We start from the raw sequence: 25,467 nt of genomic DNA on the forward strand, positions 1-25,467 counted from the left end.
TTAAGGTTCGACCCGGTAGAGCCGCCATCGCTCCGGCACGCCCTTGAGCTGGTGCGCGCCGCGATCCTTGAACTGGATGGCTGACCCTGGCATCAGGTCCTTGACTGCGCTCGAGACCAGCACCTCGCCGGCACGTGCCTTGGCGGCGACGCGCGCACCGATGTGAAACGCGAGACCGATCACCTCCGCGCCGCTGACCTTGTATTCGCCGGCGTGTAGTCCCACCCTGATCTCGAGCCCGAGCGTGCGGACGGCCTTGACGATTGCGGTCGCGCAACTGATCCCGGCTGCGGGCGCGCGGAACGTCGCCAGCACGCCGTCTCCCGTCGTCACGACCTCCTTACCGCGCAAGGCCTTCAGTTCCCGGCGAACGGCGGCGTAGTAGTGATTCATCACCGTTGCCCAGCGCGAGTCGCCGAGCCGCGCGGCTTTTTCGGTGGATCGGACGATGTCGACAAAGAGGATCGTGGCGAGCGCCTGTTTGAGCTCCGAGCCTCGATCGGCGGTTCGACGCCGGTTCGCAATATTTCCCGTCAGCGGTTCATAGCTATGGCTGCGCCGCCGCGCGACGGCCGCCCTTGTATAGTCCTGGGCACGCTGCACCGTGCGGCAGCGAATGGTTTTTTCCTGCGGTGGAAACGTCCAGTAGACCTTTCGTCCGGCTCCGGCGCCTTGAACCACCACGGCGCCCCATTTCAGGAAGACCGTCGAGCCAGACCGTCGAATGCACCATGCCTTTGACGTGTATCCGGACACGTTCGACTGATGGACTCCGATGCGAAGGAATTTGGGCATGAGCGTCCGGCCGATCGAACGAGCGCTTTGGGGCTTATCGGGCAAGCGTAGTCACACATTCCCGCATTGGCAACAGGCCCCCTGAACCGAATATTTGCCGACGGCGCCCGTGCTCGACCGCGTACGCAATCAACACTCACGACGGCACTATTCGCCTTGATCCGAGACCTTAGCGTCACTGGTGTGGCGCAGTCTGCATGAAGCAGGCCAAACAGTTCACCGATAGTTGTCTGGATTTAGCCATAGAAATAATGCACCCTAAGGTTTATTTCGCTTGGGAGCTTTGCAATGGCTGAAGATTTCGAGCAGCAAATTGAACTCATGCGGGCGATGTTGATCCCTGTCATGGAAGAGCGCTTCAGAAAAGGCGAGATTTCGGGCGAACGCCTTGCCGCGTTGCGCGGGATCATGGCCGACTTCGATCGAGCCCGCGCCCTTCCAGACCTCGAGGATCGAGTGGTCGAGATGAAGAGAGTGATGGCGCGCATGAATGCGACTTTCGCTCAAGAACCGCGTTGATCTTGACCGACGGGCGAACCGAAGCAATCCGAACCGCGGCACGAGGTTTGGTGCACGCGGCCGGGTTGCTGGTGGCCGAACCCATGAAGGCCACCGAGGAAAGCGCCGAGATATTCGAGCTCTACAGAAGGGCTGCTGAAACTGGTGCTGCGATCAGGGATGCCGCCTCCCTCGATGTGCTTTTGCGGCTGGAACGGGATCATCTTAGACCCGTTGCGCAATCGTTGCGGCAATATGCCCGCCGGTGCCATTTGCAAATTGTCCGGTGTCCCTGGCCCCCTCTGCAATCGGACCCGAACGCCTGCGCGATCGTGGCTGGGGAGGGGTATACCGAGCTGGAGCTCGTGGCAAAAGAAGCGGGTCTGCGGCCGAACAAACCTGTCGCGGGGCAACCGGCTGAACAAGATCTTTGGCGTCAGGTCGCGACCGCGGAAATTCTGCTGATCGATTTGAGGGAATCCGAGCGTGACACGGTCTGGCCGAGAGCCTGCTATGCAATGGGTTTCGCGTTGGCGATCAGCCGCGTCATTTTCGTCATCACTGATTGCGCCCTGGAGTTGCCGTTCGACGTATGCGTGGCTCCCTTCGATCGCAGCGTAGAAGCATCGCTCCACTCTGCGGCCAGTTCACTGACCGCCGCCATGCTCCAGATACCGAACGACCCACGTGATCAGGATCTCGTCGGAGCGGCGGCATGTTACACGCTCGACGTTGATCCGCCAGCCGACGGGTGGACCCGGCATACGGCGCAACGTCTCAAGGAGAGATGCAGCAAGTTCGAGGTCGACCCAATTGCGATACGGCGCGCCATCGACAGTCATGTCGGTCGACCCGGCGGCGCCTACAGAACCGAAATCTCCTCCTTTCGGCCGGCGTATCCCGATCATGATCGACGCCACTGCTTCCACGTTTTGCAGTTCAATCGCCCGGATTGGGTGACCCAGGGGGTACGAGAGGCATGCGAGCCGCACGTCATTTACGAACGTGGTGATACCGAGCGTGATTTGCAGATTCTGGATCGCATTTGGAATGGTATCGGACGGGCGTCCCTTATCGTTGTCGATTTGACCGGGGTGACGTCCAACGTCTGCCTGGAGTTCGGCGTTGCTCGAATTCTCGGCCGCCCTCTCCTCCTATGCCACGATCGCGCAACATGGGAGAGGACTAGGCTGTTTCCGGAAATTGCTCAGCTTTCCGTGGAGCTGTACTCCGACAAATCGGAACTATCTGAAGTCGTGCGTTCAAAGCTCAGGAGTATTCGGATCGTCTAGCTGCATCACGGCGTAGTGCGCCTCGATATTGCGAAACTCATTCAGGGAGGTTGCTGTGCAAAATGATCTGAGTGGCTTGCTTTACTATTTGCCGATCCTCTTCGCATTGCCCATTCTAGTCCTTCTTCTGAGATTGGCATGGCTTGTTATTTCCGTGGTGATCGCCATCAATCGAGCCAGACGCTTTCAATCCCAGTTTGACGTCGTCATCCGCAACTTGCCGCCACCAGGCATTGCGCCTTCGAATGTGTGGGTCAGCGATGTGTCGGCGATGGCTGGAACGTGGAGTCAGCTAGATCCGATCCAGCGAGCTAACATGGCGAACAAGAAAGCCAATATGATTCAAGCGTTCACGGCAGCTCGCGTACCGCCCCCTCCCGGCTTCCCATGAACACCGGCAGCGCAGTCGCTCGAACCGCCGTCGGGGGCTAGAGCTGCGACTGCGATTCAACCTGGTCACCTCACCCCCTGCCGGTTCGATACAGCGTCGGTATCGGTGTCTGGAATTGCCGCGTCTTGGGCTGCCGCGAGGGGTTGTTCTTCATCGCGAAATCGTGCCGGGGTTAGGCGGCTGCGGTCGACGGTCATGCCAAAGATGTCGAAGCGGTTGTAGTAGCCGACGACGTCGTGAAACTGCTTCGGCTCGACGCAGCGATTGAGATCGATCTCCGCGTAGGCGATCCCTTCCTGGTCCTGCAATTCATCGCCAAAGACACCACCCGTCGGATCGACGAAGAAGCTCGCCGCGCGTGGCGTCTGGTCGATCACGTCGGCGATGGTTCTGTCGCGTTCAATGAGGAAGGCCCGCATCGGCTGGTCCATGTAGCCGGCGGTGACGATCCCGAATGCCTTGGCTTCGAAGCAGTGGGCGCTGGCCCGGATGCGGTTGGCGGCGACGTTGTCGAAATTGCCGCCGCCTGCCGGACGCCGGGTGGGCCACATCGGCGGCCAGCTCGAGATGTGCACCTGTTCACCCTGCGCCATCAATGCGAAGCGGGCCAACGGATTGGTATTCTCGCCACAGATCAACCCACCGATCCGGCCCTGCCGTGTCTCCGCGACCTTGAGACCCGCACCATCCCCCGACGACCACACCAGCTTCTCATAGAAGGTCGGAACCAGCTTGCGGTGATGAACCAGAATTTCGCCGGTCTCGCCGATCAACAGGTTCGAGTTCCACAGCCCTCCAACGCTGACGGCCGAGCGCTCGCTGATGCCGATCGAGACGGTGACGCCGAGGCCGCGCGCCTCGGCGCACAGCCGCGCCACTTCCGGTCCGTCCACCAGCACGGACTGCTCCGCGATCCGCACGAACAGATCGTGATTGTCGATCGGCGGCCACAGCGCGGCCCAGACCGGAAAGGCGGGAATGTAGGTTTCAGGAAACGCGATCAGCTCGGCGCCGGCCCTGGCTGCCTCCCGCATGATGGCGATCGCCTTTTCGGTGGTCGCCCGGCTGTCGAGGAAGACGGGCGCGGCGTGGACAGCAGCAGCCTTGAAACGAGGGAGCATGACGAAAATCCCGGCTAGAGCGTTTTCCCGCGAAGTGGACACCGGTTCGCGCGAAGAAAACGCGTCAAAACAAAATCTAGAGCTCCGTTCCGATCCAATCGGAACGGAAAAGCTCTAGGACTAGGGAGGCGAAGCGGTATCATCACGGCCTTCCCGGCATGCATGGGAATTGTCGCAAGGTCGGTTGCGAAGGATCGGAGCCGTCGGCGCGTTGGAACGGGAATTGCTTTGCTGACAGGGGCCGTAAATCCGGAGGCAGGTCATGTTCGATACGATCAACTGGGACGATTTGCGGGTCTTTCTCTGCGCCGCTCGTGCCGGAAATTTGAGTCAGACAGCAAAGCGGCTGCGGCTGGATCATTCCACCGTGAGCCGGCGGATCGCCCAGATGGAAGCTTCGCTCGGGATTGCGGTGTTCGAACGCCACCGTACCGGGCTCAAGCTCAACGAAGTCGGCGAGCGGTTGTTGCGTCATGCCGAGCGGGTGGAGAGCGCGGTAATCGCCATTCGCGAGGAGGCCAGCGCCAGCGACACCCAGGAACTCGTCGGGACCGTGCGGCTCGCCACCATGGAGGGGATCGCCTCGCTCTATCTGGCGCAACGCTTTGCGAAACTGCGGCGCACCGCGCCGCAACTCTCCGTCGAACTCGTCACCTCCGCGCAGACGGTCTACGTGCACAAGCGCGAGGCCGATCTGTTCGTGTCCTTCTTCCGGCCACCCGGTCCGGGCCTGATCTCCGAGCGCATCGGCAAGTTTCGGCTCGGGCTATTCGCGAGCCAGAGCTATCTCGACAATCACGGCATACCTGCAAGCCTTCGCGACCTCGGGGATCATTGGTTCGTCTCCTATATCGAGGACCTGATCCAGGTCGATTCGGTGCGCTGGCTCGCCGACGTCATCGAGGAGCCGAAGGTCGCATTCCACTCCAACAGCATGATCGCACAGATGAACGCCGCGGCGGGCGGCCTCGGCATCGTCATGCTGCCGAGCTTTGCCACCAACGACCGGCCCGATCTGGTCCCCGTGCTGCCCGCCCTCGCCGGCACCGTTCGCGAGGTCTGGCTCAACGTCCACAGCGACCTGCAATTTGCCCCGCGCATCCGCGCCGTCCGCGCGTTTCTGAAAAATACCCTGAAGCAGGACCCCGACATGCAGGTCACGCTGGCCGACGCCCTGCCGCAGCCGCGCACGGCAGATTGCAAAAATCCATAGTTCCCTTCCATCGGAGCCCGGCTGAAGCTCGTCCGATTGGCGCAAGGTCGCGCGCGCTGAAGTTTTGAGGGGGCAAGCATGAACGTGGTTATTCCCGGCAATACCGATCCGGCGCCCAGCGTCAGCGCCTTGGCCAAGAAGCGGCTGATCGTCGCGCTCGTGCTTAGTGCCGCGATGATCGTGATCTATTTCAGCTTCATGGGGCTGTTCGCGTTCGACAAGCCGCTGCTCGGCACCATCCTGATGCCCGGCCTGTCGCTCTGCATTGTGCTCGGCCCGCTCGTCATCATCTCCTCCTTCGCGCTCTGCCTGGTCTACGTGCTGTGGGCGAACCGGGTGTTCGATGCCGGCATCCGCAATCTTCGCTGAAGGGACCAGAGCAAGATGGGCAGCAGCACGCTTTCGATCGGGTTCTTCTTCGCCTTCATGGCGTTGACGCTGGCGATCACCTATTGGGCCGCACGGCGCACGCGCACCACCGAACACTTCTTCGCCGCCGGCGGCCAGGTCACGCCGTGGCAGAACGGCTGGGCACTCGCAGGTGACTTCCTGAGCGCCGCCGCCCTGCTCGGCATTGCCGGCATCGTCACCTCAAACGGCTTCGACGGCATGATCTATTCGATCGGGTGGCTGGTCGGCTGGCCGATCATTCTGTTCCTGATCGTCGAACCGCTGCGCAACGTCGGCCGCTTCACCTTCGCCGACGTCGTGGCCTATCGGCTGCGCCAACGCCCGGTGCGCCTCGCCGGCGCCGTCGGGACACTTGCCGTCATCCTGTTCTACCTGATCGCCCAGATGGTCGCGACGGGATCGCTGATCAAGCTGCTGTTCGGCCTGCCCTACACCTGGTCGGTGGTCGTGGTCGGCAGCGTCATGCTGGTCTATGTGCTGTTCGGCGGCATGCTGGCGACGACCTGGGTACAGGTGGTGAAGGCTGCGCTGCTGATGGGCGGCGGCATCCTGCTCGCTTTCCTCGTGTTGACCCATTTCGACATGAACCCGCTCAAGCTGTTCGCCGCGGCGTCCGAGAAATACGGCACCAAGGTCCTGCAGCCGGGATCCAAGGTGGTCTCCGGCCAATGGGATGCCATCTCGCTCGGGCTCGGCCTGATGTTCGGGACTGCCGCGATGCCGCATGTGCTGATGCGGGCCTATACGGTGAAGGATGCCAAGGCCGCGCGGCTGTCGATCCTCTATGCCACCGGCCTGATCGGCGTGTTTCATCTGATGGTCTTCATCATCGGCTTTGGCGCCATGGTGCTGGTCGGCGCCGACGCGGTGGCAAAGGCCGGAGGCGGCGGCAACATGGCAGCGCCCCTGCTCGCGCTGGCGGTCGGCGGCAATGCCTTCTTCGGCTTTATCTGTGCGGTCGCATTCGCGACCATGCTCGCCGTCGTCGCCGGGCTGACGCTGTCGGGCGTCGCCACGCTCTGCCACGACGTCTGGACCAATGTGATCCGCAACGGCAGCGCTTCCGAGGCCGAGCAGCTCAGGGTCGCGCGTGTCGCGACCGTCATGATTTCGATCTTCGCGATCTTTCTCGGCATCGCGTTCGAGGGCCAGAACGTCGCCTTCATGGCGGGCCTCGCGTTCTCGATCGCCTGCGCCGCCAATTTCCCATCGCTGGTGCTCGCCATTACCTGGCGTCGCTTCACGACGCCTGCAGCGGTGGCGAGCATTCTCGTCGGCACGCTGAGCTCGCTGGTGCTGATCTATCTGTCGCCGACCATCCAGGTCGACATTCTCGGCAAGCCGCTGGCCGCGATCGAGCATCAATGGTGGTTCGTGTCGCTGCGCAATCCTGCGATCATCAGCATGCCACTGTCGTTCGCGGTCGCGATCCTGCTATCGCTGATGACGCGGGAGAAGAACGCCGATCTCGCCTTTGACGAGATGCAGCGGCGCATCCTGCTCGGGCCGGTTCAGCCCAACACCAGCGCGCAGGGCCAGGTGAAGAGTGCAGCCTGAACAGCGCTGCGGGGACGACCACCCTCAATGAGGACGAACGGCCCCTAGCGCTGATTGGCTCGGACAATCATGTCGCGGGAACGCGAATGTGTGACTCCCCGGCCGCGCTAAACATTCGGTGTCGTCCCTGCGAAAGCAGGGACCCATAACCACCGACGGTCATTGTTTCACGATGCTGGAACGACGAGTCCCGCCTCCAACGTCGGCTGCGGAGTATGGGTCCCTGCTTTCGCAGGGACGACGCATCTTCGCGGAAGCAGGGTCGTGAACGTCGCGCGACGTCCTCACTTCCCCTTCGCAGCCTTCGCCTTCAGCTTCGCCGCGCGATAGCGGGTGGCGCCGCCTTCGCGGATCGACTGTTCGCTGCGCTCGAGCGCCATCGCGTCGTCGGGGACGTCCTTGGTGATAACGGAGCCGGAGCCGATATAGGCGCCCTTGCCGATCGTCACCGGCGCGACCAGCGAGGTGTTGGTGCCGATGAAGGCGCCCTCGCCGATCAGCGTCTTGTGCTTGAGGAAGCCGTCATAGTTGCAGGTGATGGTGCCGGCGCCGAGATTGGAATTGGCGCCGACATGGGCGTCGCCGACATAGGAGAGATGGTTGACCTTGACGCCGGCCTCCAGCGTCGCGGCCTTGGTCTCGACGAAATTACCGATCCGCGCGCCGTCGCCGAGCGAGGTGCCAGGCCGCAGCCGCGCATAGGGACCGACCGACACCTTCTTGCCGATGCGGGCCTCGACGATGTGCGAGAAGGAATGGATCACGGCGCCCTCGTCGATCGAAACGCCCGGTCCGATCACCACGAACGGCTCGATCACAACGTCCTTGCCGAATTTGGTGTCGGCGGCAAGATAGACGGTGTCCGGCGCGATCAGGGTCACGCCGGCCTCGAGCGCCTGCTTGCGCAGCCGCGCCTGCATCACGGCCTCGGCCTCGGCGAGCTGCGCCTTGGTGTTGATTCCGCGAACTTCGTCTTCGCTGGTTTCGATCACGACGGCCTCCAGTCCCAATTCCCTGACGATGCCGACGGCATCGGTCAGATAATATTCGCCCTTGGCATTGGCATTGCCGATCTTCTCGATGATCGCGAGCGCCTTCCTGCCGTCGAACGCCATCACGCCGGCATTGCACAGCGTGATCTTGCGCTCCTCGGGGCTGGCATCGGCATGCTCGCGGATCGCGATCAGCTTGCCGTTCCCGGTCACCAGCCGGCCGTAGCCAGTCGGGTCGGCGGCGTGGAAACCGAGCACCGCGAGCGCGGCGCCGTCGCGCAGCGGCGCGCGCATCCGCGCAAAGGTCTCGGCCGAGATCAGGGGCGTGTCGCCGAACGCGACCAGCAGGTCGTCGGCGCCGCGGGCGAGCGCCTCGCGCGCCGCCAGCACCGCATGCGCCGTGCCGAGCCGCTCGCGCTGCACGAAGGTCTGCGCATCGGGCCGCACCCGGCGCGCCTCGGCGGCGACCGCCTCGTGGTCGGGACCGATCACGACCGCGAGCTGCGATCCCTCGCCGGAGGCGGCGGCATCGAGCACATGCGCCAGCAGCGACTGCCCGGCCACCGGGTGCAGCACCTTCGGCAGCGACGAGCGCATCCGCGTGCCCTCGCCGGCCGCAAGCACCACTGTCAGGCTCGTACGCGCAGTCATTCGGCATCCTCGACGGTTCGCGCAGCCAGCTGCGCAGCGCTTTCTTTGAGGCCGTCTTTAATTGTTTTCCCCGGCAGAAGAAACCGATTCGCCTCCGTGGCCCCTCAGATTCAAGTTCCCGGTCCATTTCCTGTTAATCTTTGCCTCGTGATTCGGCGGGCCTTGAGGAGGGCCAAGCGGGCTTTGGCCAAAGATCCCGACAATCTGGCGGCGGATTTCGACACCGAAAGCACCACCGGCTTTTTGGCCGAGGAGGATGCCTTCGATCGCCGCATGCTGTGGCGGCTCGGCTCGTGGGGCGTGGCTGCGGTCGGCGCCGTCATCATCGCCGTGACGGCCAACCAGTCGGCGCTGACGCTGCGGCGCGACCAGGTCGCCGCATCTGATGTCGCGCGCCAGGCCCAGCAGCTGCAGACGCTGGCGAAGGAGAGCCACAACGAGACGCGCCGGCTGGCATCCGCGATCGATACACTCAACGGCGACCGCGACCGGCTGTATTCGCGCGTCACCACGCTGGAACAGGGGCTCGACTCCGTGACCGGCGCCATCGCGAAACAGCCGGCGGCACCACCACCAACTCCGGCAGCGGCGCCTGCTACGCCGCCCGCTTCAGCCAATTCGGCGCCGGCAGTGGCGGCACCAGCCGTTGCCGCCGTCGCAACGACGCTGGCTGCCGCATCGGACAAGCCGGTCGCGACCGACAAGGTGGTGGCATCCATCGACAGCAAGGCGCCGGCGCCGGTCGAGAAGCCAATTGCTGCGGCCGAGAAGCCCATGGCGGCCGACAAGAAGCCGGCGGCCGCCGCGAGCAGGCCGCAGGTTGCCGGGGAGAAGCCGTCGGCGCCCGAGAGCTCGTCGCCGGTTTCTGCCTCCGCCCCATCAGTTGCCAGTCCGATGAGCGCCGCGGCCGCCGCGGCCAGTACCGACGAAGTAAAACCGGCCGCGCCAGCGCCCGCGGCCACGCCGGCTGCGGACAAGCTGCTGATGGCATCGCGCGATCCTGCGCCGAACAAGGCGACCGAAGCGGCCAAGCCGCCGACCTCGAGCGATGTCAACGCCGCGCCGATCCCGCCGCTGGTGATCACCCCGGATCCGGACTCCGAAGTTGAAGAGGATGCGCCGAAGGCGCAGATCCAGCGCACCGAGTTCGGCGTCGATCTCGGCACGGCAAATTCGGTCAATGGACTGCGCGCGCTCTGGCGCAGCCTCTTGAAGTCGAAGGCCAACGCGCCGCTGGCTGCGCTGCGGCCGATCATCGTCATCAAGGAGAACAGCAACGGGCTTGGCATGCAGTTGCGCCTGGTGGCCGGACCGCTGAACGACGCCGGGACCGCCGCCAGGATTTGCGCCGGCCTCAGCCTGGTCCAGCGGACCTGCGAGACGGCGATCTATGACGGCCAGCGGCTGGCCCTGAATGAGCCGCCCGCCGGAGCCAAGCCGGCTGTGCCGCACCGGCGGGTCGCGCCGAGGCGCGCTGCCGCCCCGCCAGCGCAGCCGGTCGCCGAGGAAAAGAAGCCGGAGCCGACGTCAATCTCCTCGATGTTCCGGCGGAACAGCCAATAATCATGTCCGGCAAAGGATTGCGGCCAAATTCTCAACCGATTTCGCTGCTCTGACCGAGCCTTGTCCGAAACCCCGTTCCCGACCATAGTGCCGCGATGACAAAACCTCCGTTCCGCCTCTCCCCCTATCAGGTCCAGTTCCTGATGGTCGTGGGCTTCGTCACCGTCGGCTACGCGCTGTACGTGCGTTATCTCGCCATCGAATTCTCGCCGGTTGCACTGGCCTGCGACGCCGGCACGCAGACCATGCTCTGCAAGGCCCGCGCGCTGTCGACCGTGCTGTTCAAGAACTCGGTGTTCGGGATCACCGCGCTGGTAATTGCGGTGCTGAACCTGACGCGGCCGTCGATCGTGCTGCTCACCGTCGGCTTGATCGCAGCCGGGCTCGGGATCGTGCTCTACAACGTCGTGTTGTCGGGGCTTGCGATCGGCTTGTTCATCCTGGGTTTTGCGCGGCCCGCGCCCGCCACAGCGTAGCGGCGAGCAAGAGGTACATCACGCAGGTCCAGTCCGACTGCCAGTTGATCGTGCCCTCGTTGTAGATCGTGAACAGGGCGGCGATCGCCAGAAGGCCGGCGAACACGGATTCCGCGAGCGGCCGGATGCCTTCCTTCGGGCGATTGAGCATGGTGAGCAGCGCGAACGGCACCACCGCCATGGTGAGCGAGGCATAGGGGAAATCGCGGTAGCGCGGATCGAATGCGAAGCCGAGCGCGGTCTCGGCTGCGATCACCGTGGTGATGACCAGCACGATCGCCAGCAACGCGCCGATCGCGCCCTTGCCGCGATAGTCGCGCGGCCCGACCAGCTCCAGGAAGGTCGGCAGCGAGCGCCCGGCGATCAGCGCATGCGCCGTCAATAGGGGCGATGCAATCGCGGCTGCGAGCAGCACGCCCCAATGCAGCCAGCCGCCGACGCCGTAGCTCTCGTAATACATCTTGTCGCCGGCGATCCCGAGCAGCGCCCCCGCCGTCGTCGCCGAAATCGCGACCGCGATCCAGGCCGACGGCCGCGGTGTCCAGGGCCGGCGGCGCAGCGTCAGCCAGGCCGCGAGGAAGGTCGCGACGGACAGCGCCATGCCGCCCGCCATCTGCAGCTTCCAGTCGGGGTAATTGCTGATCGCAACGCCGGGCGGGTACTTCACCTGCCGCTTGGCCGCATCGAACAGGCCCCAATTGCCGCCGACGGTGCCCTCGAGCTTGCGCTTCCAGGGCTGGTCATAGGCCTCGATCAGATTGACCCGAAAGCCCTCGCGCTTGGCGAGATCGAGGATCTCGGACACCACCCGCGCCTGGTTGGTGCGCGACGGCAATGCGCCCTCCCGCATCCGCCCCGCGCTCGGCCAGCCGGTCTCGCCGATCAGAATCTCCTTGCCCGGGAACGTCACCGCCATCCGCTTGCGGATATCGTCGACATGCGCCGCGGCGTACTTCGCCTTGATCGGGACGTCCTCCCAATACGGCAGGATGTGAATGGTGACGAAATCGACCGCGTCATAGATCTCGCGGTTCTTCACCCAGTATTCCCAGACGTCGGCATAGGTGACAGGGAGATTGCCCGCCGCCGCCTTCACCGCACGGATGTTGCCGGCAAGATCGTTGGCCGTCATCTCGCCGCGCAGCAGCACTTCGTTGCCGACGATCAGCGAGGTGACGACGCCGGGATATTCCTTGGCGAGCCGGACCGCGATTGCGATCTGCTGCAAATTCTTGAAGCGGTTGCTGCTGAGCCAGATGCCCTGCATCACCTTCAGCCCGACCTTGGCCGCCACGCCGGGCACCTGGTCGAGGCCGTTCTCGATCGAATAGGTCCGCACGCAGTCGGTGACCTTGGCGAGATCGGCGAGGTCCTGCTCGATCTGCTCGACCGGAATCTGCGTGGTCGGATCAAGCGGCGTCTGGGCGCCGCGGAAGGGCGTGTAGGACACGCATTGCAGCTTTGCGGCAGGATCGATCGGCGCACGCGCGAGGGTAATCGGCGTGGCGAGCCACCACCACACAGATGCAATCACAGCGAGCGAGATCAGGAGAAGCGCCAGCGGCGTACGAAGCGAAATCGGTTCCATCCTCCGGGGGACCGTCGAATTAGCCGGTCATAGCCCGTCTGCCAAGTCCAGGAATCGGTCAATACCGTGGTTGTCCTGCGACAGTTTTGCGCTGGGTCGATAAAGTTGTGAGTTTGCTGGACAAAATACCAAATTCCAGTCATGGGAATCCGCCAGAGTCTCCGCCGCACTGGAGACCTATTTGGACGGCATCACGCGAGCCGTTAGGATGATCCCGCAGGGGCCGGAACATATCGGGGAATGCATGCGTCGACGGCTGCTTGAGTTGAAGAACACTGCTTTGCGCCATCTTGCCGTAACGGGCCTCGTCACAGCGCTCGCGCTCTTGAACGGAGCGGGCGGCGCGTTCGCCCAGAGCGGCACGCCGAATCCGCCTGATCAGGCCAAACAGCAGCCTGGACAGCCCGACGCCAATGCCAACGCCGTGCGGGAGGCCAACCAGCGCAAGGTCGAGGAGTTCGTCGAGGCCCAGCAGGCCATCAACGGCCCGGCCGGCAACCCGGAATGCGTCTGGCTCGGCCGCCGCGTGGTCCGCCTGATGTGGAACGACGACCTCGACACCGCCTTCCGCCATCTCGACCTCTATGACCGGTTCGGCTGCCCCGGCGGCCACGTCCAGGCCGCCTTCCGCTGCCTGACCCGGTTCGGCGCCCAGATCGACGACAAGGTGCGCGGCAGCCTCGATGGCCGCATTCACGCCTGCTGGATCAACCCGGGTGCCCAGCCGCAGGCCGCGGCAGCCGCAGCCGCGCCCACCCCGGCGCCGTCGACGGCCGGCAATGCCGCGCCTGCGCCGGCCGCCTCGCCCTCGCCTGCGCCGACCCCGTCGGCGACACCGGCGCCGGCATCGAAATAGCCGCATCGCACGATCGGATCCGGCCACGATTTTTTTCGCGGCTGGAACGGCTTGCGCCCTTAAAACGCCATCGCGGCACACCAGTTGTTAAATCGGATGGCGGAGATATCTTTCCCTCCGCCGCTATGTTGGTCGAACCCAGGGGACGGGTTCGCTTAGTCCTCAATCTCAGGCCCCGTATGGTTTAACCGCGATGCGCGCCGTCGTCGCCGTCCTGTTGCTTGTCACCGCCGCCCACGCCGCCCTGTGGGGTCTCTTCCAGGAGAAGCAGTCGGCGCCCGATTTCCGTGGCACGTTGCCGAGCCTGTCCTATGCCCCGTTCGAGTCCGGCCACTCCGTCGCGGACGTTGCCGCCGACAGCGAGAAGGTGCGCACCGACCTGCGAAAGCTCTCGACGCTCACCAAAGCGGTCCGCCTCTATTCGTCGACCGAAGGCAACGAGCTGGTGCCGCCGGTCGCCGCCGAGTTCGGCATGAAGGTCACGGTCGGCGCCTGGATCGACAAGGACGCCAACCGCAACAATCGCGAGATCGAAGCCGCGATCAACCTGGCCAAGCGCAACAGCAACGTCATCGGCATCGTGGTCGGCAACGAAACCGTGTTCCGCGGCGAGCAGGTCCCGCTCGAAAACCTCGGCTCGGTTCCGGAGATCGGAGTGCCGCCCGAGGAGTCCGAGCGCATCCTCCGCGAGGAGGCGCAGCGCCTGCGCGACGCGGAAACGCAACCCGAAGACAAGCGGTCCGAAGCCGTCAAATGGGCGATCGCCGAAAGCAACGTGCACCGGCTGATCAAGGTGATCCAGCGCGTCAAGAAGTCGGTCAACGTTCCCGTCACGACCGGCGAAATCTGGAACATCTGGCGCGACCATCCGCAGCTCGCCAATTCGTCCGACTTCATCGCCGCGCACGTGCTGCCGTACTGGGAAAACTTCACCGACAAGCAGGCGGTGGATCAGGCGGTCGACCGCTACAACCTCCTGCGCGACTCCTTTCCCGGCAAGCGCATCCTGATCGCCGAATTCGGCTGGCCGAGCCAGGGCTACAATCTGCGCAGCGCCGAGCCCGGCCCATTCCAGCAGGCCACCGTGCTGCGCAATTTCGTCGCGCGCGCCGAAGCCATCGGCATGGACTACAACATCGTCGAAGCCATCGATCAGCCGTGGAAGTTCTTTGAAGGCGGCGTCGGTCCCTACTGGGGCATCCTCAATGCCGACCGCGAGGCGAAGTTCGCCTGGACCGGCCCGGTCACCGATCTGAACTACTGGAAGATCGCGCTGGTCGCCGTGCTGGTCGGCCTTTTCATGTCGCTGCCGATCCTGCGGCTGGACCAGCCAACCGTGATGCAGGCGCTGCTGCTGTCGGCCGCAGCCAACGGTGTCGGCGCCTGGGTTGCGACCGTGTTCTCGTACTGGACCACGCACTATTTCGTCTGGGGTTCGGCCTTCGCGCTCAGCCTGGGCCTCGTGCTGCTGGTTCCGCTGGTCCTGATCGCGATGGCGCGGATCGAGGAGATCGCAGCGGTCGCGTTCGGCCGCGGCCCGCGCCGGCTGATCGGCAGGAGCGCGACCCTCGCACCGGCCACGATGGGCGAGAATGTGACGTTCCCGAAAGTCTCGATCCACATCCCGGCTTATTTTGAGCCGGTCGAGATGCTGAAGCAGACGCTCGATGCGGTGTCGCGGCTCGACTATCCGAACTTCGAGTGCGTCTGCATCATCAACAACACGCCCGATCCCGACTTCTGGCGGCCGATCCAGGATCACTGCCGGATGCTCGGCGAGCGCTTCAAGTTCATCAATGCCGAGAAGGTGCAGGGCTTCAAGGCCGGCGCGCTGCGGATTGCGATGGAGCGGACCGCGGCGGACGCCGAGATCATCGGCATCATCGACGCCGACTATGTCGTGCATCCGGACTGGCTCAAGGATCTGGTGCCGGCGTTTGCCGATCCGCGCGTCGGCCTGGTGCAGGCGCCACAGGAGCATCGGGACGGCGACCGCTCGCTGATGCACTACATCATGAACGGCGAATATGCCGGGTTCTTCGACATCGGCATGGTCCAGCGTAACGAGTTCAACGCCATCATCGTGCACGGCACGATGTGCCTAATCCGCCGCGCCGCGATGGACAAGGCCGGCGGCTGGTCCTCTGACACGATTTGCGAGGACACCGATCTCGGTCTCTCGATCCAGCAGCAGGGTTGGCTCACGCACTACACCAATGTGCGTTACGGCGAAGGCCTGCTGCCCGACACCTATGAGGCCTTCAAGAAGCAGCGCCACCGCTGGGCCTATGGCGGCTTCCAGATCGTCAAGAAGCACTGGCGGCGCTTCCTGCCCGGCGCGAGCCGGCTGACCCCGGACCAGCGCCGCGAGTTCTCGCTGGGCTGGCTCAACTGGTTAGGCGCCGAAAGCCTCGGCGTCGTGGTTGCGATCCTCAATCTGATCTGGGTCCCGATCGTCGCGTTCGCCGACATCGCGATCCCCGACAAGATCCTGACGCTGCCGATCATCGCCTCCTTCATCGTCTCGCTGTTGCACTTCGTGGTGCTCTACCGGCTGCGGGTGAACATCAAGGCGGCCCAGATGCTGGGCGCCATGATCGCGGCGATGAGCGTGCAGTGGACGGTGTCGCGCGCGGTGGCGCAGGGCCTGATCACCGAGCACCTCGCATTCGCCCGCACTTCGAAGGGCGGCCTGTCGCGGATGTCGATCGAATTCCAGGCGTTCTGGGAGGCCGTGATCGGCGTGCTGCTGCTGGTCGGCGCCATCGTGCTTGTCGTCACCAACGGCTACAAGCAGGTGCGCGAGATCTACATCTTCGCCGGCGTGCTGGTGCTGCAAAGCCTGCCATTCCTTGCGGCGGTTTCCATTGCGATCCTGGAGAATTCGCGGATCAACGAGTTCGCATTCTGGCGCAACAGCGCGATCCGGACGGCGGAACTGATCGGGCTCCGCCCGGTCAGCCTGCCCTCGGTCGCCGCCCCGTCGCAGCCGGTCGGCTCGGAAATCCGCCACGACAGCTGACTAACTTCAAGAAACCGGCCTAACCCGAGGCACCGGAACGGCAAATCCGCCCTCACGGTGCACAATTGACCGTCCCTCGGCTATTGACCCGATGGGCCCTGCCCCCTACACAGCGCGGGCTGGAGCATGATCCGGAGCGGCTCGAAGCCTGCGCGTCCGGATCCGATGTTCAGGTGAGTGAGCGCGTAGCTCAGGCGGTAGAGCACGTGACTTTTAATCATGGGGTCGAGGGTTCGAGTCCCTCCGCGCTCACCAAACAAAATCAAATACTTAAGCGACTTTTATCGACCTCCGGACAGACTTACAGATTTCGTCTTGCGCACACCCTGCACACAGTAGGTGCGGCAATGACGATTGCCCTTGTGGTGCTTGGGACCGCTACACTGACGGTGGTGCTCATCGCCGCGGCGACCGCGCTGATCGCCAAAGGTGAACAGCTTCGGCGAACCGGGATAGGATGCCGCCATGTGGCACCTGTTCCAATCGCTCGTGATCTTCGGGGTGATCGCCTCGAACATTGCCTATCACTGGACGCCGAACGGATACCTTGCTGCAGCCATCGGCGCCGGCCTGGCGTGGGTGCTCACCCAGATCATCACCGAACTCCCTCAGACGCTCGAAGGCCTTCGGCGGCGGCGCGGGTCATAAGCGTGTGGCACAGACGGTGCAGTATGTTTGAGGCTGGGGATTTCACGTCCCAGATGTAGACAAGCGCCGCCGGGACAAATCATTTCGGGCCCGGCGGCGTAATTTTTCGGGACAGATCAGACGCTGAACTGATCCCGCAACCTCTCGCCCTGCTCTCCTCCGACAAATTCGAACAGAAGATCGCGCGCCATCTTTACATCCCAATCCGCGTCGCCGTCGTGGTCGCGCCAGCTTGCTGCAATCAGCTTGTCTCTGGCTGGATGTGGTGTGGCGCGGACAGTCCAAGCAAACAATGCCTATGACGCCTCTTTGGGCCGCCTACAAGGAGTGTCTAGCCCGGCTGGGCGCCACGGGGTGCGAAGCACAAAGGCTGGCGCTGGAAGCCGACAAAGATCACGTCGCAATGACGCATACCGCGGCTGTTGCCGGCGGAGGCGGCGGAAGAAGTTATGCCCCCTATGTCGCGCCCAGGGTCGATCCCGTTGTCTGCGACACCATGCGCACCGCGGGATAATGTCCACCACGACTTGCAACTAGTTTCGCCGCTTTTCCGCTCGCCGGCTCGAGCATTTGAGCCGACGGGTACGCCTAAAACTTACGTCCGGAAGAGTCTATCTTTCTACATTCCCCGCTGATTGTAAGGGACTTCCGTTCCGACGACAGGGTTTTGGTAGCTTTGCCTGACTGTCGAGAAATAGTGATCGAAAGCGAAGCTGCGTGGTCTCTTCCACCGATGGTAATGTTTGTCGGGCCATCGAAGGAGAAGGAATCTTGCTCCACCTTCCAGCCTCCTGCGGGATCAACGTAATACTGCAGGGTCGCCGCGGCCATGTTCCAATCATCACTTGAAGCTGGCGGAAAATCGCACTCCAATGCTACGACCACAGTTTGAGCGTGACCTTCCAGGGTCAATGCTCCCAAGGCCAGAAGTGATAAAAATCCATTCCGTATGACTTGCACGTAAAAACTCCTCGAAGCGCTTATCGCACATCTGCATTTTACCCTATTCTCCCCGCCCGAGATTCCCGTGTTTCTACGGCCACCGTCTCCATATTCACAAAGCCAGCGCGGAACGCTTATCTGTTGGCAATGCTCAAGCAAAGCCGCTCGAAATCCCGCCCGAAGTTGCCCGCAAATTCGCGGCAAAGATGCGGATGTTCTATGCGGAGAGTAGCCCACTCAAGCGTGATGAGATCGCCTCGGATACCCGGCATCTCTTCTAGAGCACATGCCAACGAGCCCGCCGCATCCCTCATCTGAGCAAATGTTCACGGCCCCACCGTCAGCGGCAGCTCGCCCTGACCGCCCGTCCAGTCGATGATATCGAGCGGAAGCCCTCGCTTCAGCATCTCGGCCTCGAGACTGCCGGCGTGGCGTTTCCATTCGGGCGTCGAGCGGACCCGGAATTTTGGCTCTTCGCCGTTGGCCTCGAATTCATCGTCGGCTTTGAGCGCACCGCGGATGGCTTCGTACATCATCTTCAGGCTGGCGTCGGTGAAGGCGCCGTAGTCCATCGGTCGTCTCCCTCAGCACTGTCAGAAGCCAAAAGGCCGCCACGAAACTCATCGCGGCGGCCTTCTGCATAGCGGCCCATCCAGACGGCCCAAGGGGAGCGTGAGTGAGTCGAGTTAACGAAACGTTGTTGGTGCGGTGGCGGCATCCCCGGCAACAAGGCCAGGATCATCCGCACGGCGCCGCAGCCGTACCGGCCCGGCCGCTCGTCAGAGCCTCAGGCATCGAAACAATTGGGCGAGCGCCGTGTTGGCGGATTGCGCGCGCCGTTCGAGGATTTCGGCCGCCGTGGCGTAGTTGCGTGCCAGGATCTGGAGCGCGCGTCGAGCATCCGGCAGCGTGGACTGCTTGGCCATCTCCAGGCACTGGTGCTCGAAGTAGCGAAGCTCCTCAAGTTCGGTCATTGCGATTCGTCCGATTTCATCTGCATCTTCGAACTCAGTGCGCCAACGGCCTAGTGAAAGTTTGGCAAGATTGTTGCGGACGCGGGATGATCTGGTCGGAGTGTTGCTGGAGGCGTGATTTGATAATCACTGCTCCGTGACCAGTGCGGGGCGCGCTACGCGGATCGACAAGCACGCCCGATCGCTCCAGTATGCGTGGGTCTTGCTTCGGACGCAGCAGCGTCTTGACCGCGATGTTGGGGCGTCTTCGCGCGGATGGCGGTGGCGAGGCATTTGGTGGAGTGGTTGGCGCAGGCATGTGGCCGGCGTGTCCTTGAGTTGGCATTGTTGTATCAGATGAAGAGACGCGATTGGGCCTTCGTGGCCGCCTGTGTGGCCGGCGCGGTGTTGTTCGGTGTCTGGAGTTTCCAGATGGGGATCGCGTTTCATCGCTCGCGGCAGGGCGCAACCGATCTCTCCAGCTCGCACCGGCGTAGCCAGGACGGCTCTCAGGACGGCTCTTCCGCGAGCAGCCCTGCCCGGCCCGCGGCCGACGACAGCGACCAACAGGTCCGACAGCCGCGATAGCCGGCGCAATTGCGTTCTTCACCGCCGCATCGCCTCGATCTAAGCCCATGCCAGCCCCGCGACGACAGCGGGCTCATCATCGTCGGTCCTCGCACCGGTGAGGCGCCTGCGGCGCGCGCTGTCCTTGGCGCGACGATGACGCGTATCAAACCGGCGTAGCGCCATCGGCACACGCCGCGCGAGGCCTTGAGCGAGCTCGATGGCCTGTCTGACCACGGCCATCACGGTCGCCACGCGCGTGAACAGGCCGATCAGGAAGATCATCGAGAAGACGTCGATATAGGCCAGCACATCGCCGACCAGCATCAATTCGGGAGGAAGCGGAATCCGGTGCAGATAGGCACCGATCAGGATGACGACCGGGATCAGCGCGATCAGCTTCCGCAACGTCAGCCGATCCAGCAAGGCCGCGAGCTCAACGACCAAGACCTGCCAGAGCCAGCCGCCAAGCGCGGCCGGCTTGTCGATCGTCCAAGTCTGCCACAACGTCTGCCATAGCTGCCGCCAGTTCCGTTTCCCCATCGCAGCGTCCGCATCCTCTCGCGCGCAATACCGATGGCTACGGCTTCGACGACGCCTCGCTGCCGTCGCCCTCGACCGCGGCGCCCTGCACATCAGCCGAATCGGCCGACGGAAAGATACGCTCGTAGTTGGCCCGGGCCTCGCGAATCAGACGCGCGCGCTCCAGTTCAGACTTCGAGATGAACCTGATGATCTCGCCCATGTGCTCTCCAACGCAGGGTGAATTCTCCGACCATCGACAATGCAACCATCATGCCTGATGGCCGCCCGGCCGACATGCTCGTACCGCTTAGCGGGGGGCCCGCGGCGATATCCGCTGCTGGCTGAACGCAACACGCGGATTGATGCCGCAATAGGCATCGCGGCCTGACGCCGACGCCTGGCACTGCTCGTAGGTCTGGTAGCCGCAATAGCCGGGATATCCCTCATCCCTGCCCTGGATGCACCAAGGATAATCATAGGGATCGGCCGCCGCCGGCTGTGCGGAGCCGACAATCCAGCTCGTCCCGAGCACCGCGAACGCCAGAATTGCCAAATTCGACCTGCGCATGATCCTGCTTCCTTCTCGATCGGCACCCAGCCGTTGATTTAGGTACGCCGGGAAGATCTGCGAGGTTTCCGCTCTCCGCCTCAAGAAGGTGTGACCCGCGCGCGAGGAGCGCATCGGAAGCCAAGGCGCTCCGGATGGGCTGGGGACCACACAAAAAACACGAGGCCCGGTGTGCCTAGGAGCCCGGGCCTCGTGTCTGATGTCCCCCGCCTCAGTGGCGGATCAGGCGTTGTGGTTACGCGAGCTTGTCCGCGCGATCCATCCCGGATGACTACGGGGGTCGGGCGCGCGCAGACTTCACTTGCTGTAGCTGTAGAACCCCTGCCCGGTCTTGCGGCCGAGATGGCCGGCATCGACCATCTCCTTCAGCAGCGGCGCCGGCCGGTATTTGGGATCGTTGAAGCCGGTGTAGAACACCTCCATCACCGACAGCATGGTGTCGAGCCCGATCAGGTCGGCAAGCGCGAGCGGGCCGATCGGATGGTTGCAGCCGAGCTTCATGCCGGCATCGATCTCTTCCGCGGTCGCAATGCCTTCCTGCAGCGCGAAGATCGCCTCGTTGATCATCGGGCACAGGATGCGATTCACCGCAAAGCCCGGGCTGTTCTTCGCGGTGATCGCGACCTTGCCGATACGCTTGGCGAAGGCTTCGGCCTTGGCGACCGTGTCGTCCGAGGTCTGCAGGCCGCGGATCAGTTCAAGCAGCGCCATCACCGGGACCGGATTGAAGAAGTGCATCCCGATGAAGCGGTCGGGACGATCGGTCGAGGCCGCAAGGCGGGTGATCGAGATCGACGAGGTGTTGGTTGCGACCAGCGCGCTCGGCTTCAGCCCGGCGCAGAGATCCCTGAGGATCTTGACCTTCAGCTCCTCGTTCTCGGTGGCGGCTTCGATCACGAGATCGCAGGCGGCAAGCTTGGACTTGTCGGTGGTCGCGTTGATCCGCGCGAGCGTCGCGTCGCGATCGGCCGCCGTCATCTTCTCCTTGGCGACCAGGCGGTCGAGACTGGACCCGACCGTCTTCAGGCCGCGTTGCACCGCCGCGTCCGAGATATCCACCATGGTCACGGCAATCCCCGCCGCCGCGCAGATTTGCGCGATACCGTTGCCCATGGTTCCGGCGCCGATGATGCCAACCGTCTCGATCATTGTGTCTGTCCCTTCTCGTCGCTTGCGCCGCCTCGCGGCCGCATCGTCAAAACGGCGGACCCCGAGGGTCCGCGGATGACGCATGCATAGCAGTCCGGCCGAACGGCCGATACAGGAGACGGCGGTATTCTGGTGAGGTCTATTCCGGGCGCGGTGGGATGGATCGCCGTGGCGGCTCGGCCGCGCGCGACGGCTCGAGCACGCGATTAAGCCGCACGATCCACCAGGCGAACCGGCCGTAGCTGCGGCGCAGCGCCGACCCAAATCCCTCGTCGATGTCCTGGTCCCGATCCATGCCGCTCTCGTTAACGCCGATCCTTGAAGGAACAGTGTGACGCGATCACCCGCTGCGCCAGCCGCTGTTAGGAATTTGGCAACTATCGGCGCGCAGGCTGAAGGCTCAGTGCCGGTAATCTCCCGGATTGCACCGGGCCGCCCCCGCGCCGCAGCATCGCCATGGCGGCGCGACTCGCTTTTAATTGATCGAATTTTCCGCCGGGTGCCGCGACATAAGGACATTAGACGACGAGGGCTACGCCCATGCTTTCTGAAAAGTTCTTTTTGGTTCTCGAGACATTGCTCAACGGCCAGACCCATTCCGACGGCAGCCCGCGTGTGGTGAGCACATCACCCCACGTCCCGGTCAAGCTTCCGCAGGAAAGCCAGCCGGAACGCAAGCTCCCTCGCTAGGCTTCGTGCCGCGAGCCAGCCTGATCGATCGCCGCGACGAGCGAAGCCGGTCGTCCGTCTCGCGCCCGTGATCCAGCTCATAGTCGGTACCGGTGAGCCACGCTACACCACTCCCACAACGAAGTGGTGCCGCCGTGAACGATGAGACCGACAGCAAGACCGATTTCGGGAGCATCGCCGTCGCGATCTGCGTCGCCGCCTACACAGCGATCATGCTCGCCTATCTCGCCCAACATGATCTCGGCCTGACCGCCACGCAAACGCGTCATCTTTCGATGATGGCCGCGCTGTTCCTCGCGCTGCCGATCGCGCTGGATTTCCTGCGCACGGGCCCCGGCAAGGCGCGCTGAGCCGGGCCACGGCGCGCCTGCCGCATCCGATCTCCCCTGCCGAACACGCGCCTGCGCAACATAGCGCTAGGTGAAGCGACGCGAATCAGCGTTACTTTGCAACTGATCACTTCGTGGGATTTGGCTGCATGACCCAGCCCAGCGTCCTGGATCAGAAGATTTTGGATCAGAACATTCGCGAGCTGCAGGAATGGCTCCGCAGCGCCTGGCAGCAGCTTGCGGACCCCTCGCTCACCGCCTTCTCCCGACGCGAACTGCGCAACCAGATGAAGCAATGCAACGCCGATTTACGCGTGCAGCTGCAAGCCGCTTCCAAACAGATGCTGAGTCAGCCTTCTGCATCGGGCAAGACGTTCGTCAGACCTGAGCTGCGGATACTCGCCTAGGAGCGTTTTCCAGCGCAGCGGATTGCCGCTCGCGTGAAGAAAACGCGCCGGTGTCACAAGCGCCCGCGCGCCAAAATGCCGCGATCTCCTGCTGCATGCGCGCCATACGCACCCTCTGCTTGTGCAGGGGCGCCCGACAAGGCACAGCAAAACGGCCCCGGTATGCCTATATAGGGCGTCGCAGAGCGGCCCATGCCGCCAAACCTCAGGGACTCCCGTGTTATATCTGGAACTTGCGATCGTGGCGGTCTTGATCGTCGTCAACGGTCTGTTGTCGATGTCCGAGCTCGCGATCGTCTCCTCCCGTCCGGCGCGCCTCGCCGCGCTGGTCGAACGCGGCGTCAGCGGTTCGCGCCGCGCGCTTGCGCTGGCCTCCGATCCCGGAAAATTCCTCTCCACGGTGCAGATCGGCATCACGCTGATCGGCGTGCTGTCGGGCGCCTTCTCGGGCGCGACGCTGGGCCAGCGCCTCTCGCAATGGCTGTTCGAGCTTGGCGTGCCGCCCAACGTCGCCGACGCTGCCGGTGTCGGCATCGTCGTCGGCGTGATCACCTATGCCTCGCTGATCGTCGGCGAGCTGGTGCCGAAGCAGATCGCGCTGCGCGATCCCGAGGCGATCGCGGTGCGGGCCGCGCCGGCGATGACGGTGATGGCGAAATTGTCGCTGCCGGTGGTGTGGCTCCTCGACCGCTCCGGCAAATCGCTGCTGTGGCTATTGGGCCATCGCGAGGATGCGCAGGACCGCGTCAGCGAGGACGAGATCAAGACGCTGGTGGTGGAAGCCGAAAACGCCGGCGTGCTCGAGCCCGGCGAAAAGGAGATGATCGCCGGCGTGATGCGGCTCGGCGATCTGCCGGTCGGCGCCGTCATGACGCCGCGCCACGAGGTCAGCCTGATCGACCTCGCCGCCCCCGCGCCCGAGATCCTGGCGACGCTGCAAAGGAGCAGTCACTCGCGCTGCGTGGTGTTCGACGGCAACCGCGATCATGCGCTCGGCATCGTGCAGGCCAAGGACGTGCTCGACGTCTACCTCGCCGGCCAGACGCCCGACATCCGCGCGCTGACGCGCGATGCGCCGATCATTCCGGAGACCGTCGACGCCCGCGACGTCGTCGCGATCCTGCGCGACTCCGCGGTGCATATCGGCCTCGTGCACGACGAGTACGGCACCTTCCAGGGCGTCGTGACCAGCGCCGACATCCTCGAGGCCATCGTCGGCGCCTTCCATACCGAGGAAGGCCCGGCCGAGCCCGCCTATGTCAGGCGCGACGACGGCTCCTATCTGATCTCGGGCTGGATGCCGGCGCTCGAGTTCAGCGAACTGCTCGGCATCGTGCTGCCCTCGCCGCGGCCCTACCAGACCGCCGCCGGCTTCCTGCTGCATGCGTTTGGCGCGATCCCCGATGTCGGTGCGAAAATCAACGCGCAGGGCTGGGACTTCGAGATCGTCGATCTCGACGGCCGGCGTATCGACAAGGTGCTGGCGAGCAAGCAGCCGTCGGCCTGAGGTTGCCAGCCGGCCGACCTGTTGATAACGGGCAGGACAACGAAACAGGCGGCCGCGGTGTGCTATCGGCATAGCGGCAGCCCAACCAAATCCCGCGTAACCCCCACGGAATTGATCCCATGCGCCTTACCCTCGTCGGTTCCCGCCACTTCGGCGTGACGACCTTGAACATGCTGCGCGAGCACGCCGTCGAGATCGCAAGGGTAGTCGTCCATGACGGCGAGGACCGGCTGGCGGCCGCGGCCCGGGCGGCCGGCATCGAGGTCGTGGTCCAGGCCGATCCCAAGCTGGTGACGGCCGCCGAGATCGCGCCGGGCACCGACCTGATCGTCACGGCCCACAGCCACGCCCGGGTCAGCAAGGAGGCCCTCGCCGTGGCCAAGTTTGGTGGCGTCGGCTACCACCCGTCGCTGCTGCCCCGCCACCGCGGCATCGCGGCGGTGGAGTGGACCATCAAGGAGGGCGATCCGATCGCCGGCGGCAGCATCTATCACCTCGCCGACCGCATGGACGCCGGCGCCATCGCCGCCCAGGACTGGGTGTTCGTCAAGAAGGGCGAGACCGCACGCGAATTGTGGGAGCGTGCGCTGGCACCGCTCGGCCTGCGCCTGCTCGGGGAGGTCATCGATTACGCGAAGGCCTTCAAGACGCTGCCGGCCAAGCCCCAGGATGAGCAGTTTGAGACCAAGGCGCCTAACCTCAGCCCCAGCAAACACTAATCCGCATCTTGGTATCTTAATACCTGATGCAATCAAG

The 25,467-nt window shown here is 63.9% G+C and carries 27 protein-coding genes and 1 tRNA gene; 17 read left to right on the plus strand and 11 right to left on the minus strand.

All coding sequences use genetic code 11. From position 1 onward, the window contains the following. Positions 1 to 795, minus strand: a complete 795-nt coding sequence (locus tag JQ573_RS35780; protein WP_212319752.1) for an adenylate/guanylate cyclase domain-containing protein — start codon at positions 793 to 795, stop codon at positions 1 to 3. Positions 796 to 1,083: 288 nt separating this feature from the next. On the opposite strand from JQ573_RS35780, the gene JQ573_RS35785 reads away from it, so the two are divergent. Genes JQ573_RS35785 through JQ573_RS35795 form a run of 3 tightly spaced genes read left to right on the plus strand, consistent with a single transcriptional unit; the run spans position 1,084 to position 2,976 of the window. Beyond that, on the plus strand, positions 1,084 to 1,314 hold the full coding sequence (locus JQ573_RS35785; RefSeq protein ID WP_212319735.1) for a hypothetical protein: 231 nt from the start codon (positions 1,084 to 1,086) through the stop codon (positions 1,312 to 1,314). After that, positions 1,311 to 2,585 carry a hypothetical protein gene (locus tag JQ573_RS35790; protein ID WP_212319734.1) on the plus strand — a complete coding sequence of 425 codons (1,275 nt, stop codon included), beginning with the start codon at positions 1,311 to 1,313 and terminating at the stop codon, positions 2,583 to 2,585. The genes JQ573_RS35785 and JQ573_RS35790 overlap by 4 nt, the downstream gene beginning before the upstream one ends. Positions 2,586 to 2,640: 55 nt before the next feature. Then, positions 2,641 to 2,976, plus strand: a complete 336-nt coding sequence (locus tag JQ573_RS35795; RefSeq protein WP_212319733.1) for a hypothetical protein — start codon at positions 2,641 to 2,643, stop codon at positions 2,974 to 2,976. Positions 2,977 to 3,041: 65 nt separating this feature from the next. On the opposite strand, the gene JQ573_RS35800 is transcribed toward JQ573_RS35795, so the two are convergent. Next, positions 3,042 to 4,097 (minus strand): carbon-nitrogen hydrolase family protein, encoded by a 1,056-nt coding sequence (locus JQ573_RS35800; protein WP_212319732.1) that lies wholly within the window; start codon positions 4,095 to 4,097, stop codon positions 3,042 to 3,044. Between the two features lie 262 nt (positions 4,098 to 4,359). Between JQ573_RS35800 and JQ573_RS35805 the strand changes: the two genes are divergently transcribed. The 3 genes from JQ573_RS35805 to JQ573_RS35815 all read left to right on the plus strand — a co-directional run bounded on the left by JQ573_RS35805 (position 4,360) and on the right by JQ573_RS35815 (position 7,278). Then, a complete protein-coding gene (locus tag JQ573_RS35805) occupies positions 4,360 to 5,310 on the plus strand; it encodes a LysR family transcriptional regulator (protein ID WP_212319731.1) in 951 nt (316 codons plus the stop codon). A 78-nt stretch (positions 5,311 to 5,388) separates the two neighbouring features. Further along, positions 5,389 to 5,679: a DUF485 domain-containing protein gene (locus tag JQ573_RS35810; RefSeq protein WP_212319730.1), complete on the plus strand. Its 291-nt coding sequence runs from the start codon at positions 5,389 to 5,391 to the stop codon at positions 5,677 to 5,679. Between the two features lie 15 nt (positions 5,680 to 5,694). After that, entirely contained in the window at positions 5,695 to 7,278 is a 1,584-nt protein-coding gene (locus JQ573_RS35815; protein ID WP_212319729.1) for a cation acetate symporter, read from the plus strand. A gap of 284 nt (positions 7,279 to 7,562) precedes the next feature. On the opposite strand, the gene glmU is transcribed toward JQ573_RS35815, so the two are convergent. Continuing rightward, positions 7,563 to 8,921, minus strand: a complete 1,359-nt coding sequence (glmU, locus tag JQ573_RS35820) for a bifunctional UDP-N-acetylglucosamine diphosphorylase/glucosamine-1-phosphate N-acetyltransferase GlmU (RefSeq protein ID WP_212319727.1) — start codon at positions 8,919 to 8,921, stop codon at positions 7,563 to 7,565. 183 nt (positions 8,922 to 9,104) lie between these two features. Here glmU and JQ573_RS35825 point away from each other — a divergent pair, with 183 nt between their 5' ends. Beyond that, on the plus strand, positions 9,105 to 10,484 hold the full coding sequence (locus JQ573_RS35825) for a hypothetical protein (RefSeq protein ID WP_212319725.1): 1,380 nt from the start codon (positions 9,105 to 9,107) through the stop codon (positions 10,482 to 10,484). 95 nt (positions 10,485 to 10,579) lie between these two features. Then, a complete protein-coding gene (locus JQ573_RS35830; RefSeq protein WP_018271584.1) occupies positions 10,580 to 10,960 on the plus strand; it encodes a hypothetical protein in 381 nt (126 codons plus the stop codon). On the opposite strand, the gene JQ573_RS35835 is transcribed toward JQ573_RS35830, so the two are convergent. Continuing rightward, a complete protein-coding gene (locus JQ573_RS35835) occupies positions 10,920 to 12,548 on the minus strand; it encodes a beta-(1-6) glucans synthase (protein WP_212319723.1) in 1,629 nt (542 codons plus the stop codon). The two genes, JQ573_RS35830 and JQ573_RS35835, sit on opposite strands and share 41 nt — an antisense overlap. 244 nt (positions 12,549 to 12,792) lie before the next feature. Between JQ573_RS35835 and JQ573_RS35840 the strand changes: the two genes are divergently transcribed. From JQ573_RS35840 to JQ573_RS35855, 4 genes are all read left to right on the plus strand, one after another. Then, positions 12,793 to 13,404, plus strand: coding sequence for a beta-1-3, beta-1-6-glucan biosynthesis protein (locus JQ573_RS35840; protein WP_097672279.1), 612 nt, complete (start codon positions 12,793 to 12,795; stop codon positions 13,402 to 13,404). A 193-nt stretch (positions 13,405 to 13,597) separates the two neighbouring features. Next, positions 13,598 to 16,426 carry a glycosyltransferase gene (locus tag JQ573_RS35845; protein WP_212319721.1) on the plus strand — a complete coding sequence of 943 codons (2,829 nt, stop codon included), beginning with the start codon at positions 13,598 to 13,600 and terminating at the stop codon, positions 16,424 to 16,426. A gap of 179 nt (positions 16,427 to 16,605) precedes the next feature. Then, positions 16,606 to 16,681 (plus strand) — tRNA-Lys (locus JQ573_RS35850). Positions 16,682 to 16,891: 210 nt separating this feature from the next. Next, the gene (locus tag JQ573_RS35855) at positions 16,892 to 17,074 is read left to right on the plus strand and encodes a hypothetical protein (protein ID WP_212319718.1); all 183 of its coding nucleotides are present in this window, start codon (positions 16,892 to 16,894) and stop codon (positions 17,072 to 17,074) included. A gap of 1,268 nt (positions 17,075 to 18,342) precedes the next feature. Here JQ573_RS35855 and JQ573_RS35860 read toward each other — a convergent pair. The 7 genes from JQ573_RS35860 to JQ573_RS35890 form a co-directional block, all read right to left on the minus strand. Continuing rightward, a complete protein-coding gene (locus JQ573_RS35860) occupies positions 18,343 to 18,588 on the minus strand; it encodes a hypothetical protein (RefSeq protein WP_212319716.1) in 246 nt (81 codons plus the stop codon). A 207-nt stretch (positions 18,589 to 18,795) separates the two neighbouring features. Continuing rightward, entirely contained in the window at positions 18,796 to 18,990 is a 195-nt protein-coding gene (locus tag JQ573_RS35865; protein ID WP_092114120.1) for a hypothetical protein, read from the minus strand. Positions 18,991 to 19,596: 606 nt separating this feature from the next. Continuing rightward, on the minus strand, positions 19,597 to 20,079 hold the full coding sequence (locus JQ573_RS35870) for a hypothetical protein (RefSeq protein WP_212319714.1): 483 nt from the start codon (positions 20,077 to 20,079) through the stop codon (positions 19,597 to 19,599). A gap of 37 nt (positions 20,080 to 20,116) precedes the next feature. Then, on the minus strand, positions 20,117 to 20,281 hold the full coding sequence (locus JQ573_RS35875) for a hypothetical protein (RefSeq protein ID WP_212319712.1): 165 nt from the start codon (positions 20,279 to 20,281) through the stop codon (positions 20,117 to 20,119). Between the two features lie 87 nt (positions 20,282 to 20,368). Continuing rightward, positions 20,369 to 20,629 carry a DUF3551 domain-containing protein gene (locus tag JQ573_RS35880; RefSeq protein ID WP_212319710.1) on the minus strand — a complete coding sequence of 87 codons (261 nt, stop codon included), beginning with the start codon at positions 20,627 to 20,629 and terminating at the stop codon, positions 20,369 to 20,371. Positions 20,630 to 20,926: 297 nt separating this feature from the next. Beyond that, entirely contained in the window at positions 20,927 to 21,862 is a 936-nt protein-coding gene (locus tag JQ573_RS35885; protein WP_409334698.1) for a 3-hydroxybutyryl-CoA dehydrogenase, read from the minus strand. Positions 21,863 to 21,917: 55 nt separating this feature from the next. Then, on the minus strand, positions 21,918 to 22,073 hold the full coding sequence (locus JQ573_RS35890) for a hypothetical protein (RefSeq protein WP_212319705.1): 156 nt from the start codon (positions 22,071 to 22,073) through the stop codon (positions 21,918 to 21,920). Positions 22,074 to 22,318: 245 nt separating this feature from the next. Here JQ573_RS35890 and JQ573_RS35895 point away from each other — a divergent pair, with 245 nt between their 5' ends. The 5 genes from JQ573_RS35895 (at position 22,319) to JQ573_RS35915 (ending at position 25,430) form a co-directional block, all read left to right on the plus strand. Further along, the gene (locus JQ573_RS35895; protein WP_212319704.1) at positions 22,319 to 22,468 is read left to right on the plus strand and encodes a hypothetical protein; all 150 of its coding nucleotides are present in this window, start codon (positions 22,319 to 22,321) and stop codon (positions 22,466 to 22,468) included. 134 nt (positions 22,469 to 22,602) lie between these two features. Further along, entirely contained in the window at positions 22,603 to 22,818 is a 216-nt protein-coding gene (locus tag JQ573_RS35900) for a hypothetical protein (protein WP_212319701.1), read from the plus strand. 128 nt (positions 22,819 to 22,946) lie between these two features. Beyond that, on the plus strand, positions 22,947 to 23,204 hold the full coding sequence (locus JQ573_RS35905; protein WP_212319699.1) for a hypothetical protein: 258 nt from the start codon (positions 22,947 to 22,949) through the stop codon (positions 23,202 to 23,204). A gap of 217 nt (positions 23,205 to 23,421) precedes the next feature. Then, complete coding sequence (locus JQ573_RS35910; protein WP_212319697.1) at positions 23,422 to 24,711, plus strand: hemolysin family protein; 1,290 nt, start codon at positions 23,422 to 23,424, stop codon at positions 24,709 to 24,711. A gap of 119 nt (positions 24,712 to 24,830) precedes the next feature. Then, positions 24,831 to 25,430 (plus strand): formyltransferase family protein, encoded by a 600-nt coding sequence (locus JQ573_RS35915; RefSeq protein ID WP_212319695.1) that lies wholly within the window; start codon positions 24,831 to 24,833, stop codon positions 25,428 to 25,430. The last annotated feature ends 37 nt before the right edge of the window (positions 25,431 to 25,467 follow it).

It is taken from the genome of Bradyrhizobium sp. AUGA SZCCT0105, from assembly GCF_018129565.1.
Lineage (GTDB): Bacteria > Pseudomonadota > Alphaproteobacteria > Rhizobiales > Xanthobacteraceae > Bradyrhizobium.